A 16724-nucleotide genomic window follows, 5' to 3' on the forward strand; every position below is an offset into this window, starting at 1 on the left:
GTCGGTTAGTTCAACAAGTCGCGCACGGTGTTCGTGATGCGATCTGTCGTCAGGTCGAAATGTTGGTAAGCGTCACCAGCCGGTGCCGACACGCCGAAGCTGTCGATACCGATGACCGCCCCGGTCGCTCCCACCCAGCGCCACCAGGTCCCGGTGGAACCGGCTTCGATGGCCACACGGGTGGTCACGGCCGCCGGCAGCACGCGCTGCTGATACTCGGGCGTCTGCCGCAGGAAGACTTCCTCGCAGGGCATGGACACCACGCGCGTCGGCGTACCCTCGGCCGACAAGGCCTGGGCAGCGGCGACGGCCAGTTCCACTTCGGAGCCGGTGGCAATGACCACGGCGACCGGTTCGGCATCCGGTTCCCACAGGGTGTAGGCGCCGCGACGCACATCTGCGAGCTGCTCGGCCGTGCGCGGTTGGTGCTCGACGTTCTGGCGGGTCAGTGCCAGCGCCGTCGGCCCATCCTGGCGCAGCAGCGCGGACTCCCAGGCCACGGCCGTCTCGACATCATCACAGGGCCGCCAGACATCCAGGTTGGGCATCAGCCGCAGGCTGCCGATGTGCTCGATGGGCTGGTGGGTCGGGCCGTCCTCGCCCAGCCCAATGGAATCGTGGGTATAGACGAGAATATTTCGAATGCGCATGAGCGCAGCCAGGCGCACGGCATTGCGGGCATAGTCCGAGAAGGTCAGGAACGTGCCGGAAAACGGCAGGAACCCGCCATGTAGCCGGGCCCCGTTGCCAATCGCCGTCATGCCGAATTCGCGCACGCCGTAGTTGACGTACTGACCCTTGACCGTCTCTGGCGTCACGGGCTCCACGCCCTTCCAGATCGTGCCGTTGGAGCCCGTCAGATCCGCCGAACCGCCCAGCAGTTCGGGCATGCCGGGTGCAATGGCGTTGAGCACGGCCTGTGAGGCCTTGCGCGTCGCGTTCTTCTTGCCGTTGGCCTGAACGTCTTCGACCAACCGGGCGAGTTTGTCGACGAGATCGGCCGGCAGATCACCCGCCATCCGACGCTCGAATTCGGCGGCCTTGTCCGGGTGAGCCGCACGATAAGCAGCCAGACGCTCGTTCCAGGCAGCTTCCGCTGCGGCGCCTTGCTCCCGTCGATCCCAGGCCGTGCGAACCACCTCCGGAATCTCGAAAGCCTCGCCATCCCAGCCCAGCGTGGAGCGGGCGGCCGTAATGCCATCACCACCCAGCGGGGCGCCATGCGTATCGGCCGACCCGGCATTGGTGGCACCGAAACCGATGATGGTTTTGCAGCAGATCAATGTCGGCTTGCCTGTCTCGGCCTGGGCCTTGGCCAGCGCTGCGCGCACGGCCTCGGCATCATGGCCATCGACGTTGCGGATCACCTGCCAGCCATACGACTCGAAGCGGGCCGGCGTATCGTCGCGGAACCAGCCATCGACCGAGCCGTCGATGGAAATGCCATTGTCGTCGTACAGCGCAATCAGCTTGCCCAGCCCCAGGGTGCCGGCCAGCGAACAGGCCTCATGGCTGATGCCCTCCATCAGGCAGCCGTCACCCAGGAACACATAGGTGTGATGATCGACGATGTCGTGGCCATCGAGATTGAACTCGGCGGCGAGCAAACGCTCGGCCAGCGCCATGCCCACACCGTTGGCAATACCCTGCCCCAATGGCCCGGTGGTGGTTTCCACGCCCGGCGTCTCGGCATACTCGGGATGACCGGGCGTGCGCGAGTGCAGCTGACGGAAGGCCTTGAGGTCGTCGATGCCCAGGTCATAGCCGGTCAGGTGCAACACCGCATACAGCAGCATCGAGCCATGACCGTTGGACAGCACGAAGCGGTCACGGTCCGCCCATGCCGGGTTGTTGGGGTTGTGCTTAAGCACATCGCGCCAGAGGACTTCGGCAATATCGGCCATGCCCATGGGCATGCCGGGGTGACCGGAGTTGGCGGCCTGGACGGCGTCCATGGCCAGAGCGCGGATGGCGTTGGCGCGAAGACGCGGGGACGTGGAGTCAGCCATGAACCTGGGGCCTGAAAGAGCGGTGATGGACTTGGCGAGCAAAAAGGCCGGCGAATCACCGGCCTTGCTGCGCAAAATGGGGCGATATTCTGGCCGAGACGCCCGGTCTAGGCAAGGCAGGGGGCAAGCTGGTATATGCTCGGCCCTTGCATCGACCAGAGCCGATTCATCGGCCGGACCCAATCGTTTCAGGGAGGAGACACCCATGGGAACCCAGGACAGACTCGGCCTGCACACAGGCCCGCGCACCGCAACCATTGCCCTGCTCGGGCTTGGCCTGACGCTCGCCGCATGCTCCGGAGAGCGCGACACCACCGCCGCGCCGCCTGCAAAGGCGGCTGAAGAACGCACCGCCTGGGTCGATGGTGACCGGATCCGCGCAGCCAACGAAACGCCCGGCGAATGGCTGAGCCACGGGCGCACCTACGACGAGCAGCGCCATTCGCCGCTGGACCAGATCAATACCGACAATGTCGATCAGCTCGGGCTGGCCTGGCACTTCAAGCTCGATGTGGACCGCGGCACGGAAGCCACGCCCATTGTCGTCGACGGGGTCATGTACACCACCGGCCCCTACAGCATCGTCTACGCGCTCAATCCCGTGACCGGCGAGCTACTGTGGAAGTTCGATCCGGGCATTGACCGCTCGATTGCCGGCCGCGCCTGCTGCGGCGTGGTCAACCGCGGTGTGGCTCCGTGGAAGGGAAAAATCTATCTCGGCGCCTTTGACGGCCGGTTGATCGCCATCGACGCCAAGACCGGCGAACAGGTCTGGGCCACCCAGACGGTCGACACCACGAAGAACTACACGATCACCGGCGCGCCGCGGATCATCGATGGCAAGGTCATCATCGGCAACGGCGGCGCCGAACTGGGCGTCCGCGGCTATGTCTCGGCCTACGATGCCGAGACGGGCGAGCAGCTCTGGCGCTGGTACACCGTGCCGGGCGATCCGAACAAGCCAGCGGAAAACGCGGCCATGGAAGCGGCCCAGAAGACCTGGTTCGGCGATGTCTACTACAAGCAGGGTGGCGGGGGCACGGTCTGGGATTCCATGGCCTACGACCCCGAACTGGATCTGCTCTACATCGGCACGGGCAACGGTTCGCCCTGGAACATCAAATACCGGTCCGAAGGCAAGGGCGACAATTTGTACCTGTCGTCCATCGTCGCGCTAAAACCCGACACAGGCGAGTATGTCTGGCATTACCAGACCACACCGGGGGACACCTGGGACTACACCGCCACCCAGCACATCGTACTCGCCGACATGGAAATCGACGGCGACACTCGGCCGGTGCTGATGCAGGCCCCTAAGAACGGCTTCTTTTACGTGCTGGACCGCGCCACGGGCGAACTGATCTCTGCCGAGAACTTCGTCCCGATCAATTGGGCCAGCGGCATCGATATGGAAACGGGCCGGCCGATTAAAACCGGCCTGGCGGACTACAGCGACACGCCCAAACTGGTCGTCCCCAGCCCCTATGGCGCCCATAACTGGCAGCCGATGAGCTACAACCCGGACACCGGACTGGTCTACATACCGGCACAGATCACCGGCCACCTGTTCGAGGATGAAGGCAAGGTTCCCGCCCATGCGCTCAACCTCTGGAACGTGGGCCTGCTGCCGATGAAAATCCCGGAAGACCCGGCGGCATTGCAGGCCGTTGGCCAGCAATTCTCCGGCAAGCTGCTGGCCTGGGATCCGGTTAAACAGGAGGCCGCCTGGGCGGTCGACTATGCCTCCCCCTGGAATGGCGGGACCTTGACCACCGCGGGCAACCTGGTCTTCCAGGGCACCGCTGACGGCCGGGTCACCGCGTACAGCGCCGATGCGGGCGAACTGCTGTGGGAGTCGCCTGCCAACACCGGGGTCATCGCCGCGCCGATGACCTACGAAATCGATGGCGAACAGTACGTCACATTCATGGCCGGCTGGGGCGGCACCTTTGCGCTGGTGGCGGCTGGTGCTGCTGAAGACATCGTGCGACGCCAGTCCGAGTCCCGCGTGCTGACCTTTAAACTGGGCGGCAAGGCCACACTGCCCCCGCCCAAGAATGACCCGATCACCCTGCCCAACCCTCCGGCACTGACCGCCAACGCAGAACAGATCGAGGCCGGGCGTCAGCTCTATCACGGGCTTTGCGCGGGTTGCCATGGGGCGGCAGCGATTAGCAGCGGCCTGGTGCCTGACCTGCGCTACATGTCCGATGACACCCATGCGATGTTCAATCAGATCGTGGCCGGTGCGCGGGCCGACCGCGGCATGCCGTCGTTCGTGCACCTGCTGCCCGTCGAGCAAATGGCGCTGTTACACCAGTACCTGATCAAGCGCTCGCATGATCTGGTGGCCCTGCACGACAGTCGCGAAGCCGAATGAGGCGAACCCAACTGCTTTGGGTGCTGGCGTTCTGTGCGCCGGCATCCGCCCAGACCCTGCAATTGGACCCCCTGCTGGTTGAAGGCGAGCGCGAGCCGCCGGCGGCCAGCGTGAGCTCCCAGGACCACCAACCCGGCGAGACCTCGGCCGGCCTGAGTCTGGCGGACTGGCTGGACGCCGTGCCCGGCATTTACGCGCAAAACCGCTACAACCTGGCCCAGGGCCTGCGGCCGGCCATCCGCGGTTTCGGCGCCCGTGCCGCCTTCGGTGTCCGCGGTATCCAGGTGCTGGTTGATGGGGTGCCGCTCACCCTGCCCGACGGCCAGACCGAGCTGGACGTGCTCGACCTGGAACAGGTGGCGCGCGTCGATGTGGTGCGCGGCCCGGCGGCCGCGCTGTTCGGCAACGCCGCTGGCGGTGTCATCGCCATCGAGACTCGCCCCATCCCGGAGCAGGCAACACACCAGGCCCAGCTGACCGGGGGCGAGCTGGGCTTGCGCCGCTGGCGGCTGGCCAGTGGCGGACCGCTAGGGAAACCGTCAGGCAAACCGGTCACCGCCGCCATCCAGCTGGGCGAGCAGCGGCTGACCGGCCATCGAGACCATGCCAGCAGCCGTGTCCAGCGGGCGAACGTCCAGGGCGAGACCCGCCTGGCGTCGGGCCAACTTCGCCTGCGCGCCAGCGCGCTGGACGTGCAGGCGCAAGATCCCGGTGCACTGACGCGAGCCCAGGCGGAGCAGGACCCGGGCCAGGCGGCGGCGCGCAATCAGAGCTTCGATGCCGGCGAGCGGATTCGGCAGCAACGTGTCCAGCTGCGCTGGCAGCCCATCACTGCAGCCGACCACGCCGGTTCGTTACAGCTCTACGCCGGTCAGCGGCTGTTCGAGAATCACTTGCCGTTCGAATCCGGCGGCCAGGTCGCCTTTGACCGTCGATTTGGCGGCATCGGCGCTACGCTGCAGCGCGACCTCGCAGCCTGGAGAGTCACGACCGGCGTGGATTTGCAGCACCAACGCGATGATCGCCGGCGCTACGACAACCTCGCCGGCGTGCGCGGCAGCCTGACGCTGGACCAACGCGAACAGGCCACAGCGGCCGGGGTTTATGCCTCCGGCGAGCGTGGCCTGGGCACAGGGTGGTCACTGGCACTGGCGCTGCGAGTCGACCACCTGCGCATTGCCGTTGACGATCACTTTCTGTCCGATGGTGAAGATTCAGGCGATCGGCGCTTCGATGATCTGAGCTGGTCGATGCAGCTCAATCGCCAGCTCGGTGGTCACTGGCGCGCGCACCTACGCGCCGCCAGCGCCTACGAATCACCCACCGCCAGCGAGCTGGCGAACCCGAACGGCGGCGGCTTCGATCCCAGCGTGGATGCCGCCGACGCCTTATCCCTGGAGACCGGTGTCAGCGGTTGGCTGGGCGCGCATCAGCTAAGCCTGGTCGCGTTTGCCATGCGCATTGATGACGAACTGGTCCCCTATGAAGTTGCGGGGCAGCCCGGGCGTCGCTTCTTCCGCAACAGTGGTCAGTCGCAGCGTCGGGGCGTCGAGTTGGATTGGTCCTGGTCGCTGTCCACGCAGTGGACACTGCAGGCCAGCTACACCGCCAACGACTTCCATTTCGTCACCTATCAACGCGATGGGCAGGATTTCGGGGGCAAGCGCCAACCCGGCACGCCACGGCAGCAAGGACAGCTCGCCTTGGCTTGGAAAACCGCCGCTGCGGGCAGCCGGCTGAGCCTGTATGCCGTGGACAGCGCCTATGCCAATGACGCGAATACCGTGCGTACGCCCGGCTATGCCCGTCTCGACCTCGGCGCCTGGTGGCAGCCTGCCGGGGCCTGGCGCCTGCAAGGCGGCATCAACAACCTCGCCGACGTCCGCCATATCGACAACACCCGGATCAACGCCTTTGGTGGCCGTTACTTTGAGCCGGCGCCCGGCCGGCATGTCTACGCGGAACTGGCCTGGCGCTTCTAACCAGACCCGGCACGCCTCAGACCAGAAACAGCACCAGCAGCAGGATGCCCAGCACCAGGCGATAGGCCACAAACGGGGCGAAGCCCATTCGGTTGATGGCGCCCAGGAACAGATGGATGCAGGCGTAGGCGCTAATTGCGCTGAGCACCGTGCCACCGGCAATGGCCGCCCAATCCACCGGTCCATCCAGCGATAAGAGCTCCAGGGTTTTGAGCCCACCGGCCAGCACGATCAGCGGGATGGCCAGCAGAAACGAAAACCGCGCTGCAGCCTCGCGCTGCATGCCGAGCATCAGCGCGGCGGTCATGGTGATGCCTGAACGCGAAGTGCCGGGGATCAAGGCCAGCGCCTGCGCGACCCCGATCCAGAGCCCATCGCGCCAGGTCATGTGCTCGACGGTTCGTGCCCCGCGCCGGGTATCCGCCCACCAAAGCAGCAGGCCGAAACCGATAGTGGTTGCTGCAATCACCAGCGGACTGCGCAAATACAGCTCGATGGGGTCGTTAAACAACAGCCCCGCCAACCCGGCGGGAATCGTGCCCAGCACCACCAACAACCCCAACCGGGCATCTGGATTCATGCCCCGGCCGCCCAACCAGCCCAGGGTGCCTTGGCTGACCGACCACACATCGCGCCAGAAGTAGCCGACCACCGCGATGAGCGAGCCGACATGCACGGCCACATCGAATGCCAGCCCCTGGTCCTGCCAGCCCAGCAACACGGGCACCAGAATCAAATGCGCAGAGCTGGAGATCGGTAGGAATTCGGTGATGCCCTGAACAAGCGCGAGCACGAGAATCTGGAGCCACGTCATACTCGCGGGCCCTCACTTGTTTGCAGCATCAGACCTAATCCAGTGAATGCGTTAACAGACCATCCCCCTGTTGCCCTGATCACCGGGGCCGCCCGACGCGTCGGCGCGACCATCGCTAGACGGCTTCATGCAGAGGGGTATCAGGTCATTGTCCACTACGGACGGTCATCAACGGAAGCCGAGGCCCTGGTCGATACGCTGAACCAGCAGCGCGACGACAGCGCGCAGGCCTTACAGGCGGATGTGCGCGACACGACCGCCTTGCAACAGTTGGCCAGCGCGGCGCAGGCGCGATGGGGGCGGCTGGACCTGCTGATCAACAATGCCTCCACCTTCTACCCCACGCCCCTGGGCGAGCTCACCGAGTCCGGTTTCGATGATTTGATCGGCACCAATCTCAAGGCCCCGTTATTCCTGACACAGGCTGCCGCACCGGCACTGCGCGCCAGCGGAGGCTGCGTGATCAATATTGTCGACATCCACGCGCAGCGGCCTAAACGTGGCTTCACGGCGTACTGCGCTGCCAAGGCCGGCCTGGACATGATCACCCGAGGACTGGCCGTGGAGCTGGCGCCGGCGATACGCGTCAATGGCATTGCACCGGGCGCCATCCTGCCGCCGCCCGATTTCGACGGGCCACCCGAAGACTGGGAGCAGGCCGCTGCGGCCCCCGTTCCGCTGGGCCGCACGGGTCAGGCCGAGGAAATCGCCGGTCTGGTGCTGTGGCTGGCCGGCCCCGCCGCGGCCTATGTCACCGGCCAGATCATTGCCGTGGACGGCGGCAAGTCTCAGGCCTAGGCCTGCCGTTGAAAGCGGATGGATGATTCGCCCTGCGGCTGACCATCCGGGCCAAAGCGACGTTCTGCGATGTCCACCTGGCCGCTGGCCGCCCAGCGCAGGGCGGTGCTGGCTCGGGTGCCGTAGCGGGCACCGCAAATGAACATGGGCGCAAGAAAGCGCTCCAGTTCCAGGCCCACCCCGGTGTCCGGCAGCCGGGCATCCTCGGCGCTATCGCGATGACTCATGATGTCGAGCAACGCGCCCGTGTCCCCGCCCGCCGCCAGCGCATCGGCCAACAAGCTTCGCGCCTGCTCGACCTTGGGCCAGGGAGAATTCAGCGCGCCGTTGGAGAGCGCGTGGATGCCCGGTTCGATGCGCTGGACCCCGCGCGACTCGCGATTGCCAACAAACCCGAACGTGTCGCCATCGAACAGCAGGAGGCTGAAACCCGCGTAGCGATCCAGATCGATGGCTTCACCATAGGCCAGCGTGGCCATGTCGCCGCGCAAGAAATCCGCGACCAATGCGCCACGTGACGGGGCATCGCCCTCGGTTTGCTGCATTTCCCGGTAGTTGGTCAGGGCAGCAAAACGCCCGCCACGTGCCACACCCAACCAGGTGCCGCCCGCTCGCAAATCGCGGCCTGCAACCACATTCGGGGTATCCGGCCACCAATCCAGGGGCTGCGCCGGCCGGTCATGAAATTCGTCCCGATTGGCGGCCACCACCAGGGGACAGGCCTGGTCAGGCTGCCAGGCAAACGCGATCAGGCACATGGCCTCGTCCAAGGTTACAGGGCGCGCAAGCATTCGAAGCCTGGGGGCCGATGTCAACTCGCAACAGGATGAAGCCTGCCCGGCATCCGGCGTACAGTAGGCGCCATGAGTGAGCATCCGATCACGGACGCCGACCGCCTTGCCGCGGTCCAGGCCTGGGAGCAACAGCCGCCCAGTATTGGCATTCGCGGCCTGGGCCAGACCAGCCATCGCGTGGCCCGTTACTTTCGGGGTGCGATCCCGGTCAGCCTCATCGAACTGGCATTGAACTCCGCCAATGACCTCGCCATTCGCTCGGCATCGACCGCCACCCTGCTACGCCGCGCCGAGGTCGATTCAGTCGATGCCCTGCGCACGGCGCCCCTGGACCACTGCGACGTCCTGGCCCGTCGCATTCAGCGCGAGGCCATGGCGGCTGCAGCCACCATGGGGGCCACGACCGGGCTCGGTGGCGCGGCACTCATGGCCGTGGACATTCCGGCGCTGCTGACACTTTGCCTGCGCACCATCCATCGCACGGGCCTGAGCTATGGCTACGCACTGGAGGGCGAGTCCGGGCGCATGATGGCCATTGCCTTGTTCGCGCTGGCCTCCTCGAACGGCATGCAGGACAAGCAGGATGTCATTGCCACGCTGTCCGGAACCCGACCGGATGCGCCGACCGCCAACCTGCTGGAAGCGGCTTGGCGCGAGGGCTTTGAACGCGCATCGGAGCGAGAAATGACCAAGCAGGCCGTCGCGTTCTCGATCGCCAACCTCGGCCGCCAACTGGGTTGGAATATCGCCCAGCGCAAATCCGCTGCGGCCATTCCGGTGCTGGGTGCGGTGATCGGCGGTTCGGTCAACGCCTGGACGGTTTACGACCTTGCGCGCACCACACGGTACGCCTTTCACGCCTGGCGCCTTGGCCATTGGGCACCGCGACCGGCTCTCGAAGGCCATGCGCCCGAACCCGCGCTTCCATCACCCGAACCGCCGCCCAGTTAAGCCGCATTTTCTGCACGCTCGGGTGCACCGCTGGGCTGTCGATGCTTGCACCGCCGCCGGCCAGAGCGCAGGATTTCATGGCCGCGCCGCCCAAGTTATGGCTTTGACTTGTTTACTCATAACTGAACGGGGATGAGTTGGCGGCCGGCCACGTGGGCTGCACGGGACCGGTCACCGGACCGGCGAGCAACCACTCCAACAAGAACGCAAAAATCAGGAGGAGATTCATGCGCCGCATGACGCCGCTCGACGCTGCTTGGCTAACCGTCGATTCCCGCGATACACCCATGCACGTCGCCACCCTGGCGATCCTGTCCAAACCCAAGAATGCATCGCCGACCTATCTCCAGGATCTGGTCAAGGAGTTTCAGGGTGCACGCAGCTTTGTCCCGCCCTGGAACCTACGCATCCGGCAATCGCCGCTGAAGAATGTGCTGCCGGTGGTCGAAGAAATCCACGACATCGACATGGAGTACCACGTCCGTCATTCGGCGCTGCCCCACCCGGGCGGTGAGCGCGAATTGGGTGTGCTGGTCTCCCGTCTTCACGCCCACCAGCTCGACCTGTCACGCCCGCTGTGGGAGTGCCACATCATCGAGGGCCTGGAGAACGACCGCTTCGCGCTCTACACCAAGATGCACCATGCGCTCATCGATGGTGTGGCCGGCGTGCGCATCATGCAGCAGTCCTTCTCCGAGAATCCGCGTGAACGGGGCATGGTTCCGCCGTGGTCCAAGCGCGCGGCCACGCAGGCGCGGCGCGAGCGGGTCTTGGAGGACGCGGCGTTCAGCCCCACGGGCTGGGCGCAGCATGCACTGGCCAGCACCCGGTCCAAGGCGCGCAGCGTCGCCGGGCTGGGCAAGACACTCGCGCATTTGGTGGGTGCCTCCGGCAACCGGGAAAATGCGCTGACCTCGCCCTACGACTCGCCGAAATCGGTGCTCAATAAGCGCGTGTCACCACCGCGGCGCTTTGGCACCCAGCAGTACGACCTCGACCGGCTCAAGAAGATTTGCAAAGCCGCAGACGTCAGTCTGAACGACGTGGTGCTGTGCATCTGTGGCGCGGCGCTTAGACGCTTCCTGCTCGAATCCAACGCCCTGCCCGACAAACCGCTCACCGCCGGTATTCCGGTGTCGGTACGCCCGGCAGGCGACGTGCAAGTGGGCACGGCCATTAGCTTCATCCTGTCGACCCTGGGCACGGACATCGCCGACCCCGTGCTGCGACTCAAGGCAATTCACGCCTCGACCGATAAGGCCAAGCAAGAGTTGCAGGCGCTGACCCGTAAGCAGATCGACGCCTACACACTGATGGTCATGGGGCCGTTTATCGGCTCGCTGGTCACCGGCCTGGGCGGCCGGACCCGCCCGGTGTTCAACCTGACGATTTCGAACGTCCCGGGCCCACAAAAGCCGCTGTACTTCAACGGCGCCCGCATGGAAGGCATCTTCCCGGTGTCGCTGGTTGCGCACGGCCAAGCCCTGAACATCACCTGCCTGTCCTATGCCGGCAAGCTGAACTTCGGCTTCACCGCCGCGCGCGACACCCTGCCGCATATGCAGCGGCTCTCGGTTTACACCGGCGAGGCGCTGGATGAGCTGGAGGCCATTCTGGTGCCGTCCGGCAAATCTCGATCGACGAGCAGCACCAAACGCAAGGCGGCCGCCAGCTAATTCCGCCGACGCAGGCATAGAAAAAGGGGCGCCGAAGCGCCCCTTTTTCATGACCGGCTCATCGCCGACAACCTACCGCAGCGGGAACGCACCCCCGCTGCTGCAGGCATCTGCGTTCGGGTAGCTGTCATCGACCACATTGTCGATCCAGTCCACCAGCAGGGCATGGGCCTCATCGTGCACCACGCTACGCGCGATCGGCGGCATGCGGGCGGCGATGGTGTCAGCCTCGGGCCCGATGCGGTACGGCACGATGGAATCCGAGGCATCGCCCGGGTGGATATCCACCGAACGGCCGCCACGACCCTCGGTCCCGGTCGCCGTCGGTCCCTTGCAAATGCCGTAGACGCCATCGACCGGACGTGCCCAATCGACGTAGAAGCCGGTATTCGAGGCCTGGCCCTGGCTGTTATGGCAATGGGCGCAGTTAATCTCGATGTAGGCACGGGCCCGCGCCTCGATATCCTCATCGGAGCCGGCCGGATGCCCGGAGTCACCCGGCACATTGAAGATCGGCAAATGCTCCACGTTGGCCGCAACCATGGTCGTGGCATCGACACCAAGATCATCCGGGCAATTGGTCATGAAGCCGTTCTCACACCAATAGGCGATCTGGTTGGCCCCGTTCACCGGATGCTGCTGCTGGCCGGAGGGTAGCGGCGAATCGGTCCGGTAGGCCCGGTTGAGATTGCGCGGTTTGGGCCCGATCGGGGCAGCCCCGGTTTCGGCGTCGTTGTTGCCATGACAGGTAATGCACTGGTTGGCATTCGGGAACAGGTAACTGTCCGTGGACCCGGTATGGCGCACACCGCTGTCGACATCGGTGTAATCCCAGCTAACGGAACCGGAGCCGCCGCCCAGCTTCAGCTCGGCGACACGCTGGCCATCCACCTCCGTCCAGATGTACTCCAAACCATCCCAGTAGACCTGGCCGTCGCTGCGTTGACGCTTGATGAGCAAGCGGGTTTCGGCAGCCACTTCGGTGCCGGCCGTCTCGTCGGCGAAGGCGAAGGTCTTGGCGATGATCGTGCCCACCGGGAACAGAATCGTGGCGTTCACCCCGTCATCGGTATCCCGGTACTGCGCGGCCATGCCATCGGGGATGTAGGCGACGCGGTACTTGGTCGAGTAATCCGAGAACAGCTTGCTGTTGAGGGTGAATGGCAGACCGCGGCCATTGGGCAGGCTGAGCGGGTCCTGCGGGTCACTGAACAGATGGTACTGATCCAGTGTCGGGCAGTTGACCTTGAACGCCGCGGCATTGATCTGGCCCACGGCCACCTCGGCACCACAAAGACGCGCGATCTCTTCCTCGGTGGGCGCCGGGTCCACATCACCCGAGGGCACGAACGGCGGGATGACGACCGGCGGCAACGGCGGCAGATTGCTGCCATAGGCCGTCGGGCAGTCATGCGGAGCCATATCGAACGTGGATGGGAAGTCGGGCAGGCTGCTGGCCACTTCCTGCAACGTGGCCGGGTCCAGCAGCGCCGTCGGATCGCCGCCAGCCAACACGAACGCCGCTTCCAGCCCTTCGGTGCCATGGAAGTTGGCGAAGGTCAGACTGTCATCGGCAAAGTTGTTGTTGCTGTCGATGCAGGAGAACCACCAATCCGGCTTGAGCCGGTTGCCCTCGCTATCGAACTTGTAGGCGTTGTAGCGGCAATCGGGGTTGGGGTACTGGTTGCCCTGGATCGGACGCCCCTCATCGTCCTGCGGAATCGGCTGGCCGTTGTTGTCCACCGGATAGGGACAGTCGGCGTCCAGCTCATCCATATAACCGTCCCAGACAATGTGCGCCCCCCGATAGCTTTCGCCACCGGCCGCATTCTTGAGACCGACCAATGCGGGGAACGCCGAGGTGATCTGCTCACCGCCCGTGGTGACGATGGCCTGCAGATCCGGTGGGGGCAGATTGTTGCCGTTGTTAATAAAGGTGTTGTTGTACACCCGCATGCCTTCGGTATACATGTCGAGCCGACGGTCGCCAGGCACACCGAGCAGCTCATAACTCGTGTGGACAATGCCTGCGGTGTCGTGATTCTCGAAGGTGTTATCGAAGACTTCGATCTTGTCGTAGGCCAGCGTGATCATGCCGACACCCCGAGGCACGTTCGAGACGATGGTGCCCGGTTCTGCGAAGTTGTACGTGTTGTTATTCACCGCGGTGTTGCGATACATCCGCGTGGCCTTGCCGTACCGGGTCAGACCGTCCAGGTCGTACACCAGGAAGCCACCGGTGTTGCACTCGGCGAGGTTGTCGACGTACTCGCCGCCGCGCACGTTTTCGATCTCGAAACCGAAGACGTTATAGGCCGCGCGCGAGTTGCGGATGATCGTATTGTCGGTCTGGCCAACATAGATACCGGCATCCGATGCACCCACCGACTCGGTGAACTCCACGAGAATATTCTCGGATTCCACCGGGTAGATGCCGTAGCGGCCTGAGGCCACCGATACGCGATAACCCGGCTCACCGGCCCCGATATCCTGGGACCCATCAGCCGACCGCTGCGGATTCACACAGGCCACGTTGAGCTTGTCGGCATAGTTGTCGGCCGTGATGGTGTCTTCATCCTCGGTCAGACGACCGCTGGACCACATGGCCCGAACCCGACGCAAGGTGCCGTGATTCACGCCCTTGAGCTTGAACGCGTCACCGGGCGAATCCAGCACGGTGAGGTCTTCGACCACCACGCCCCGCACGTTAATGGCCAGAAAACCTTCCTGTGCCTGGCTGTTCTTGAACGACAACACGGTGTCGTCGATACCACAGCCCTTGACCAGCACATCTTCGGTATTCGTCAACTGGAAGCCGGTGTCCAGCTCGAAGTAACCACAGTCGAATTCGATGGTGTCCTTGGGCCGTGCCTGGACCATGGCCGCGACCATGTCGGCCGTGGCCTCGGGCCCGGGTGAGATCAGAAACGTACGACCGACGGTCTCTTCGCCGCCGTCGCCACCACCAACGGGCTCACCGCCCGGATTACTGCTGGTGCCGCATCCGGCCAGCAGGCCCGCCGCTATCAGCCCGATTGCGGCATATGTTTGCTGTCTCATCGTGTTACTTCTCCAGTCTCACACCAAGATGGTCGAGGGGCGATTTACCATTTGTTTACCGTACACCGCCGACGGTCGCCCTCTCTTTAGTAAAAATGCCCCATCACGTCAGGCATCCCACACCGAATACGACTGACGGGGCAGCGCTTCAGGCGGAAGGTAGCCGCTCGATCAGCCAGCGCCCGATATCGGTGATTTGCTGCGGGCACACCTGATGCTCCATGGGATAGTGCTTCCATTCCACAGCGTAGCCCGCCGCCTGCAGGCGATCGCGTGAGCGGGTTCCGAATTCAGGAACAACCACCGCATCAAAGTCACCATGCATCATCAAAATCGGCAGCGCCTGGTTCGCGGCGTGTCGATGCGTGTCCAGCCGGTCCTGCAGCGGTAGATACGTCGATAACGCCAACAGCCCGGCCAGAGGCAGCGGGTAGGCCAGCGCCGTGTGCAGCGCCACGGCGCCGCCCTGCGAAAATCCCGCAATCACAATGCGACCGGTATCAATGCCGGCGTCGCGCTGCTCGGCGATCAAGCCATCCACCCGTCTCGCCGACTCGGCAATGCCCTCGGCATCTTCCCGACCTTCGACCGTCAGGGACTTAATGTCGTACCAGGCGCGCATGGGCATGCCACCATTGAGCGTGACGGGCCGAACGGGGGCATGCGGAAAGATGAACCGCACCCTATGGTCTGATGGCAGCCCCAGCATCGGCACGATGGGCACGAAGTCGTTGCCGTCGGCGCCCAAGCCATGCATCCAGATGACGGCGGCATCTGCCTGGCCGGTGGGTTCGAGCACAACAGCATCTTCGGTCGACATAGGGTTCACGCGGGTTCGTTAAACTGGACCGCCATTGTCGACGGGCCTCTGGAGGCCGACAAGCAGATGCGCGATTCCTCGCGGATGAATCCGGCCCTGTTGCCGGCGACACTGATGGCCCTGGTGATGACGGGTTGCGGCCAGATGGGGCCGTTGACCCGGCCCAGCGAGCCCCCCCGCGCAGCGAGCCCGGCCGAAACGCCCGCAATGCCGGACAGCGAATCCGACACCAGGCCACCCGCCTCGCAGGGCACGGCTTTGCCTGATGCGCCGCCTGCAGACCCCTGAGCCGGGACAGCGCGTTCGCAGGCAGCGTCTACGCCCTCGCGCCGCGGCGCCCTGGCAGGGGCACCGGAACACATGGACGCCCTGACCAGCAGCCTGCCGCTCACACTGGCCGCCCTGTTGTTGGCCGGTGGCGTCGTGCTGGTCGCCGGACTGGCGCTGACCGCCCGCGCCGAACGGCTGGCCGAGATCACCGGCCTGGGGCAGGCGATCCTGGGCGCCGTGTTCCTCGGCGCGGCGACCTCGTTGTCCGGCACGGTCACCTCTGTGGCGGCGGCCTGGGCCGGCGAAGCCGAACTGGCCTACGGCAACGCGATTGGCGGCATCGCGGTCCAGACCACGTTTCTGGTCGTCGCTGACCTGGTCTACCGCGGTGTCAACCTCGAACACGCGGCGGCATCGGAACAGAATCTATTGCAAGGGGTGCTGCTCGTCGTGCTGCTGGCCCTTGCGCAACTCGCGATGTTTGGTCCGGGCATCACCCTGCTGGGCGTCGATGTCCTGTCCTTTGCCCTGGTCATCATGTACATCTTCGGCGTGCGACTGATTTCCGCGGCGCAGCAGCAGCCGATGTGGCACCCGCGCCGGACCCGCCATACCGCAGCGACTGACACCACGGCGCCCACCCCGGCCGCGGCGGGCGAAGCCGGTCGACTATGGCTGAGCTTTATCGCGCTGGCCCTGCTGGTCGCCGGTGCTGGCTGGGTGATTGCCGAAACCGGCGTCGCCCTGGCCGAGCGCACGGGACTCAGCAAGACGCTGGTGGGCACGGTCTTGACCTCGGCCATCACCTCGACGCCGGAGTTGGTCGTCGCCGTGGCCGCCGTGCGCCGCGGCGCGCTGACACTGGCCGTTGGCGACATTCTCGGGGGCAACGGCTTCGATGTGCTGTTCCTGGTGCTGTCGGATATCGCCTATCGCGCCGGCTCGATTCATCAGGCGGTTAGTGACAAGCAAGCCTTCTGGCTGGCCCTTAACGCCCTGCTCGTGGGCGTGCTGCTCCTCGGTCTTCTGCGACGCCAACGACACGGCATGGGCAACATTGGCTTCGAAGGCGTGCTGGTACTCGGTGGGTATGTGGCCGGAGTTGCCATGATTATTGCGGGCTGACGCCGCACGGGATCAGCTGACCGGGCCGGCATCTTTTACACTACG

Annotated in this window: 12 protein-coding genes; 7 read left to right on the forward strand and 5 right to left on the reverse strand. The window is 64.9% G+C overall.

Going from position 1 to position 16724, the window contains the following annotated elements; genetic code table 11:
- Positions 1 to 5: 5 nt before the first annotated feature.
- A complete protein-coding gene (tkt, locus tag DEH80_RS08855; protein WP_109720142.1) occupies positions 6 to 2009 on the reverse strand; it encodes a transketolase in 2004 nt (667 codons plus the stop codon).
- Positions 2010 to 2214: 205 nt separating this feature from the next.
- Here tkt and DEH80_RS08860 point away from each other — a divergent pair, with 205 nt between their 5' ends.
- Together DEH80_RS08860 and DEH80_RS08865 are read left to right on the forward strand one after the other, a co-directional pair.
- Positions 2215 to 4389: a PQQ-dependent dehydrogenase, methanol/ethanol family gene (locus DEH80_RS08860; RefSeq protein WP_109720143.1), complete on the forward strand. Its 2175-nt coding sequence runs from the start codon at positions 2215 to 2217 to the stop codon at positions 4387 to 4389.
- Complete coding sequence (locus tag DEH80_RS08865; RefSeq protein ID WP_109720144.1) at positions 4386 to 6371, forward strand: TonB-dependent receptor family protein; 1986 nt, start codon at positions 4386 to 4388, stop codon at positions 6369 to 6371. The genes DEH80_RS08860 and DEH80_RS08865 overlap by 4 nt, the downstream gene beginning before the upstream one ends.
- Before the next feature lie 16 nt (positions 6372 to 6387).
- Here the strand turns inward: DEH80_RS08865 and DEH80_RS08870 are convergent, their stop codons facing one another.
- Positions 6388 to 7185, reverse strand: coding sequence for an undecaprenyl-diphosphate phosphatase (locus tag DEH80_RS08870; protein ID WP_109720145.1), 798 nt, complete (start codon positions 7183 to 7185; stop codon positions 6388 to 6390).
- A 42-nt stretch (positions 7186 to 7227) separates the two neighbouring features.
- Between DEH80_RS08870 and DEH80_RS08875 the strand changes: the two genes are divergently transcribed.
- A complete protein-coding gene (locus DEH80_RS08875) occupies positions 7228 to 7983 on the forward strand; it encodes a pteridine reductase (RefSeq protein WP_109720146.1) in 756 nt (251 codons plus the stop codon).
- Here DEH80_RS08875 and DEH80_RS08880 read toward each other — a convergent pair.
- The gene (locus DEH80_RS08880) at positions 7980 to 8741 is read right to left on the reverse strand and encodes an NRDE family protein (protein WP_109720147.1); all 762 of its coding nucleotides are present in this window, start codon (positions 8739 to 8741) and stop codon (positions 7980 to 7982) included. The two genes, DEH80_RS08875 and DEH80_RS08880, sit on opposite strands and share 4 nt — an antisense overlap.
- Positions 8742 to 8846: 105 nt before the next feature.
- On the opposite strand from DEH80_RS08880, the gene DEH80_RS08885 reads away from it, so the two are divergent.
- Positions 8847 to 9728 carry an EcsC family protein gene (locus tag DEH80_RS08885; RefSeq protein WP_109720148.1) on the forward strand — a complete coding sequence of 294 codons (882 nt, stop codon included), beginning with the start codon at positions 8847 to 8849 and terminating at the stop codon, positions 9726 to 9728.
- 227 nt (positions 9729 to 9955) lie between these two features.
- Positions 9956 to 11404 (forward strand): WS/DGAT/MGAT family O-acyltransferase, encoded by a 1449-nt coding sequence (locus tag DEH80_RS08890; protein ID WP_109720149.1) that lies wholly within the window; start codon positions 9956 to 9958, stop codon positions 11402 to 11404.
- Between the two features lie 72 nt (positions 11405 to 11476).
- Here DEH80_RS08890 and DEH80_RS08895 read toward each other — a convergent pair whose 3' ends face one another.
- Together DEH80_RS08895 and DEH80_RS08900 are read right to left on the reverse strand one after the other, a co-directional pair.
- On the reverse strand, positions 11477 to 14464 hold the full coding sequence (locus DEH80_RS08895; protein WP_109720150.1) for a parallel beta-helix domain-containing protein: 2988 nt from the start codon (positions 14462 to 14464) through the stop codon (positions 11477 to 11479).
- A gap of 148 nt (positions 14465 to 14612) precedes the next feature.
- Positions 14613 to 15284, reverse strand: a complete 672-nt coding sequence (locus DEH80_RS08900) for an alpha/beta hydrolase (RefSeq protein WP_109720151.1) — start codon at positions 15282 to 15284, stop codon at positions 14613 to 14615.
- A 66-nt stretch (positions 15285 to 15350) separates the two neighbouring features.
- On the opposite strand from DEH80_RS08900, the gene lptM reads away from it, so the two are divergent.
- Together lptM and DEH80_RS08910 are read left to right on the forward strand one after the other, a co-directional pair.
- A complete protein-coding gene (gene lptM, locus DEH80_RS17170) occupies positions 15351 to 15572 on the forward strand; it encodes an LPS translocon maturation chaperone LptM (RefSeq protein WP_133249184.1) in 222 nt (73 codons plus the stop codon).
- Between the two features lie 72 nt (positions 15573 to 15644).
- Entirely contained in the window at positions 15645 to 16679 is a 1035-nt protein-coding gene (locus DEH80_RS08910; RefSeq protein WP_109720153.1) for a sodium:calcium antiporter, read from the forward strand.
- The last annotated feature ends 45 nt before the right edge of the window (positions 16680 to 16724 follow it).

Origin of the sequence: Abyssibacter profundi (genome assembly GCF_003151135.1) — a bacterium.
Classification (GTDB): domain Bacteria; phylum Pseudomonadota; class Gammaproteobacteria; order Nevskiales; family OUC007; genus Abyssibacter; species Abyssibacter profundi.

What these genes read in the sequence shown, in the direction of transcription:
- DEH80_RS08880 (WP_109720147.1), bottom strand. Translation starts at nt 8,741, where the DNA reads ATGTGCCTGATCGCGTTTGCCTGGCAGCCTGACCAGGCCTGTCCCCTG.
- DEH80_RS08885 (WP_109720148.1), top strand. Translation starts at nt 8,847, where the DNA reads ATGAGTGAGCATCCGATCACGGACGCCGACCGCCTTGCCGCGGTCCAG.
- lptM (WP_133249184.1), top strand. Translation starts at nt 15,351, where the DNA reads ATGCGCGATTCCTCGCGGATGAATCCGGCCCTGTTGCCGGCGACACTG.
- DEH80_RS08895 (WP_109720150.1), bottom strand. Translation starts at nt 14,464, where the DNA reads ATGAGACAGCAAACATATGCCGCAATCGGGCTGATAGCGGCGGGCCTG.
- DEH80_RS08900 (WP_109720151.1), bottom strand. Translation starts at nt 15,284, where the DNA reads ATGTCGACCGAAGATGCTGTTGTGCTCGAACCCACCGGCCAGGCAGAT.
- DEH80_RS08890 (WP_109720149.1), top strand. Translation starts at nt 9,956, where the DNA reads ATGCGCCGCATGACGCCGCTCGACGCTGCTTGGCTAACCGTCGATTCC.
- DEH80_RS08865 (WP_109720144.1), top strand. Translation starts at nt 4,386, where the DNA reads ATGAGGCGAACCCAACTGCTTTGGGTGCTGGCGTTCTGTGCGCCGGCA.
- DEH80_RS08860 (WP_109720143.1), top strand. Translation starts at nt 2,215, where the DNA reads ATGGGAACCCAGGACAGACTCGGCCTGCACACAGGCCCGCGCACCGCA.
- tkt (WP_109720142.1), bottom strand. Translation starts at nt 2,009, where the DNA reads ATGGCTGACTCCACGTCCCCGCGTCTTCGCGCCAACGCCATCCGCGCT.
- DEH80_RS08910 (WP_109720153.1), top strand. Translation starts at nt 15,645, where the DNA reads ATGGACGCCCTGACCAGCAGCCTGCCGCTCACACTGGCCGCCCTGTTG.
- DEH80_RS08870 (WP_109720145.1), bottom strand. Translation starts at nt 7,185, where the DNA reads ATGACGTGGCTCCAGATTCTCGTGCTCGCGCTTGTTCAGGGCATCACC.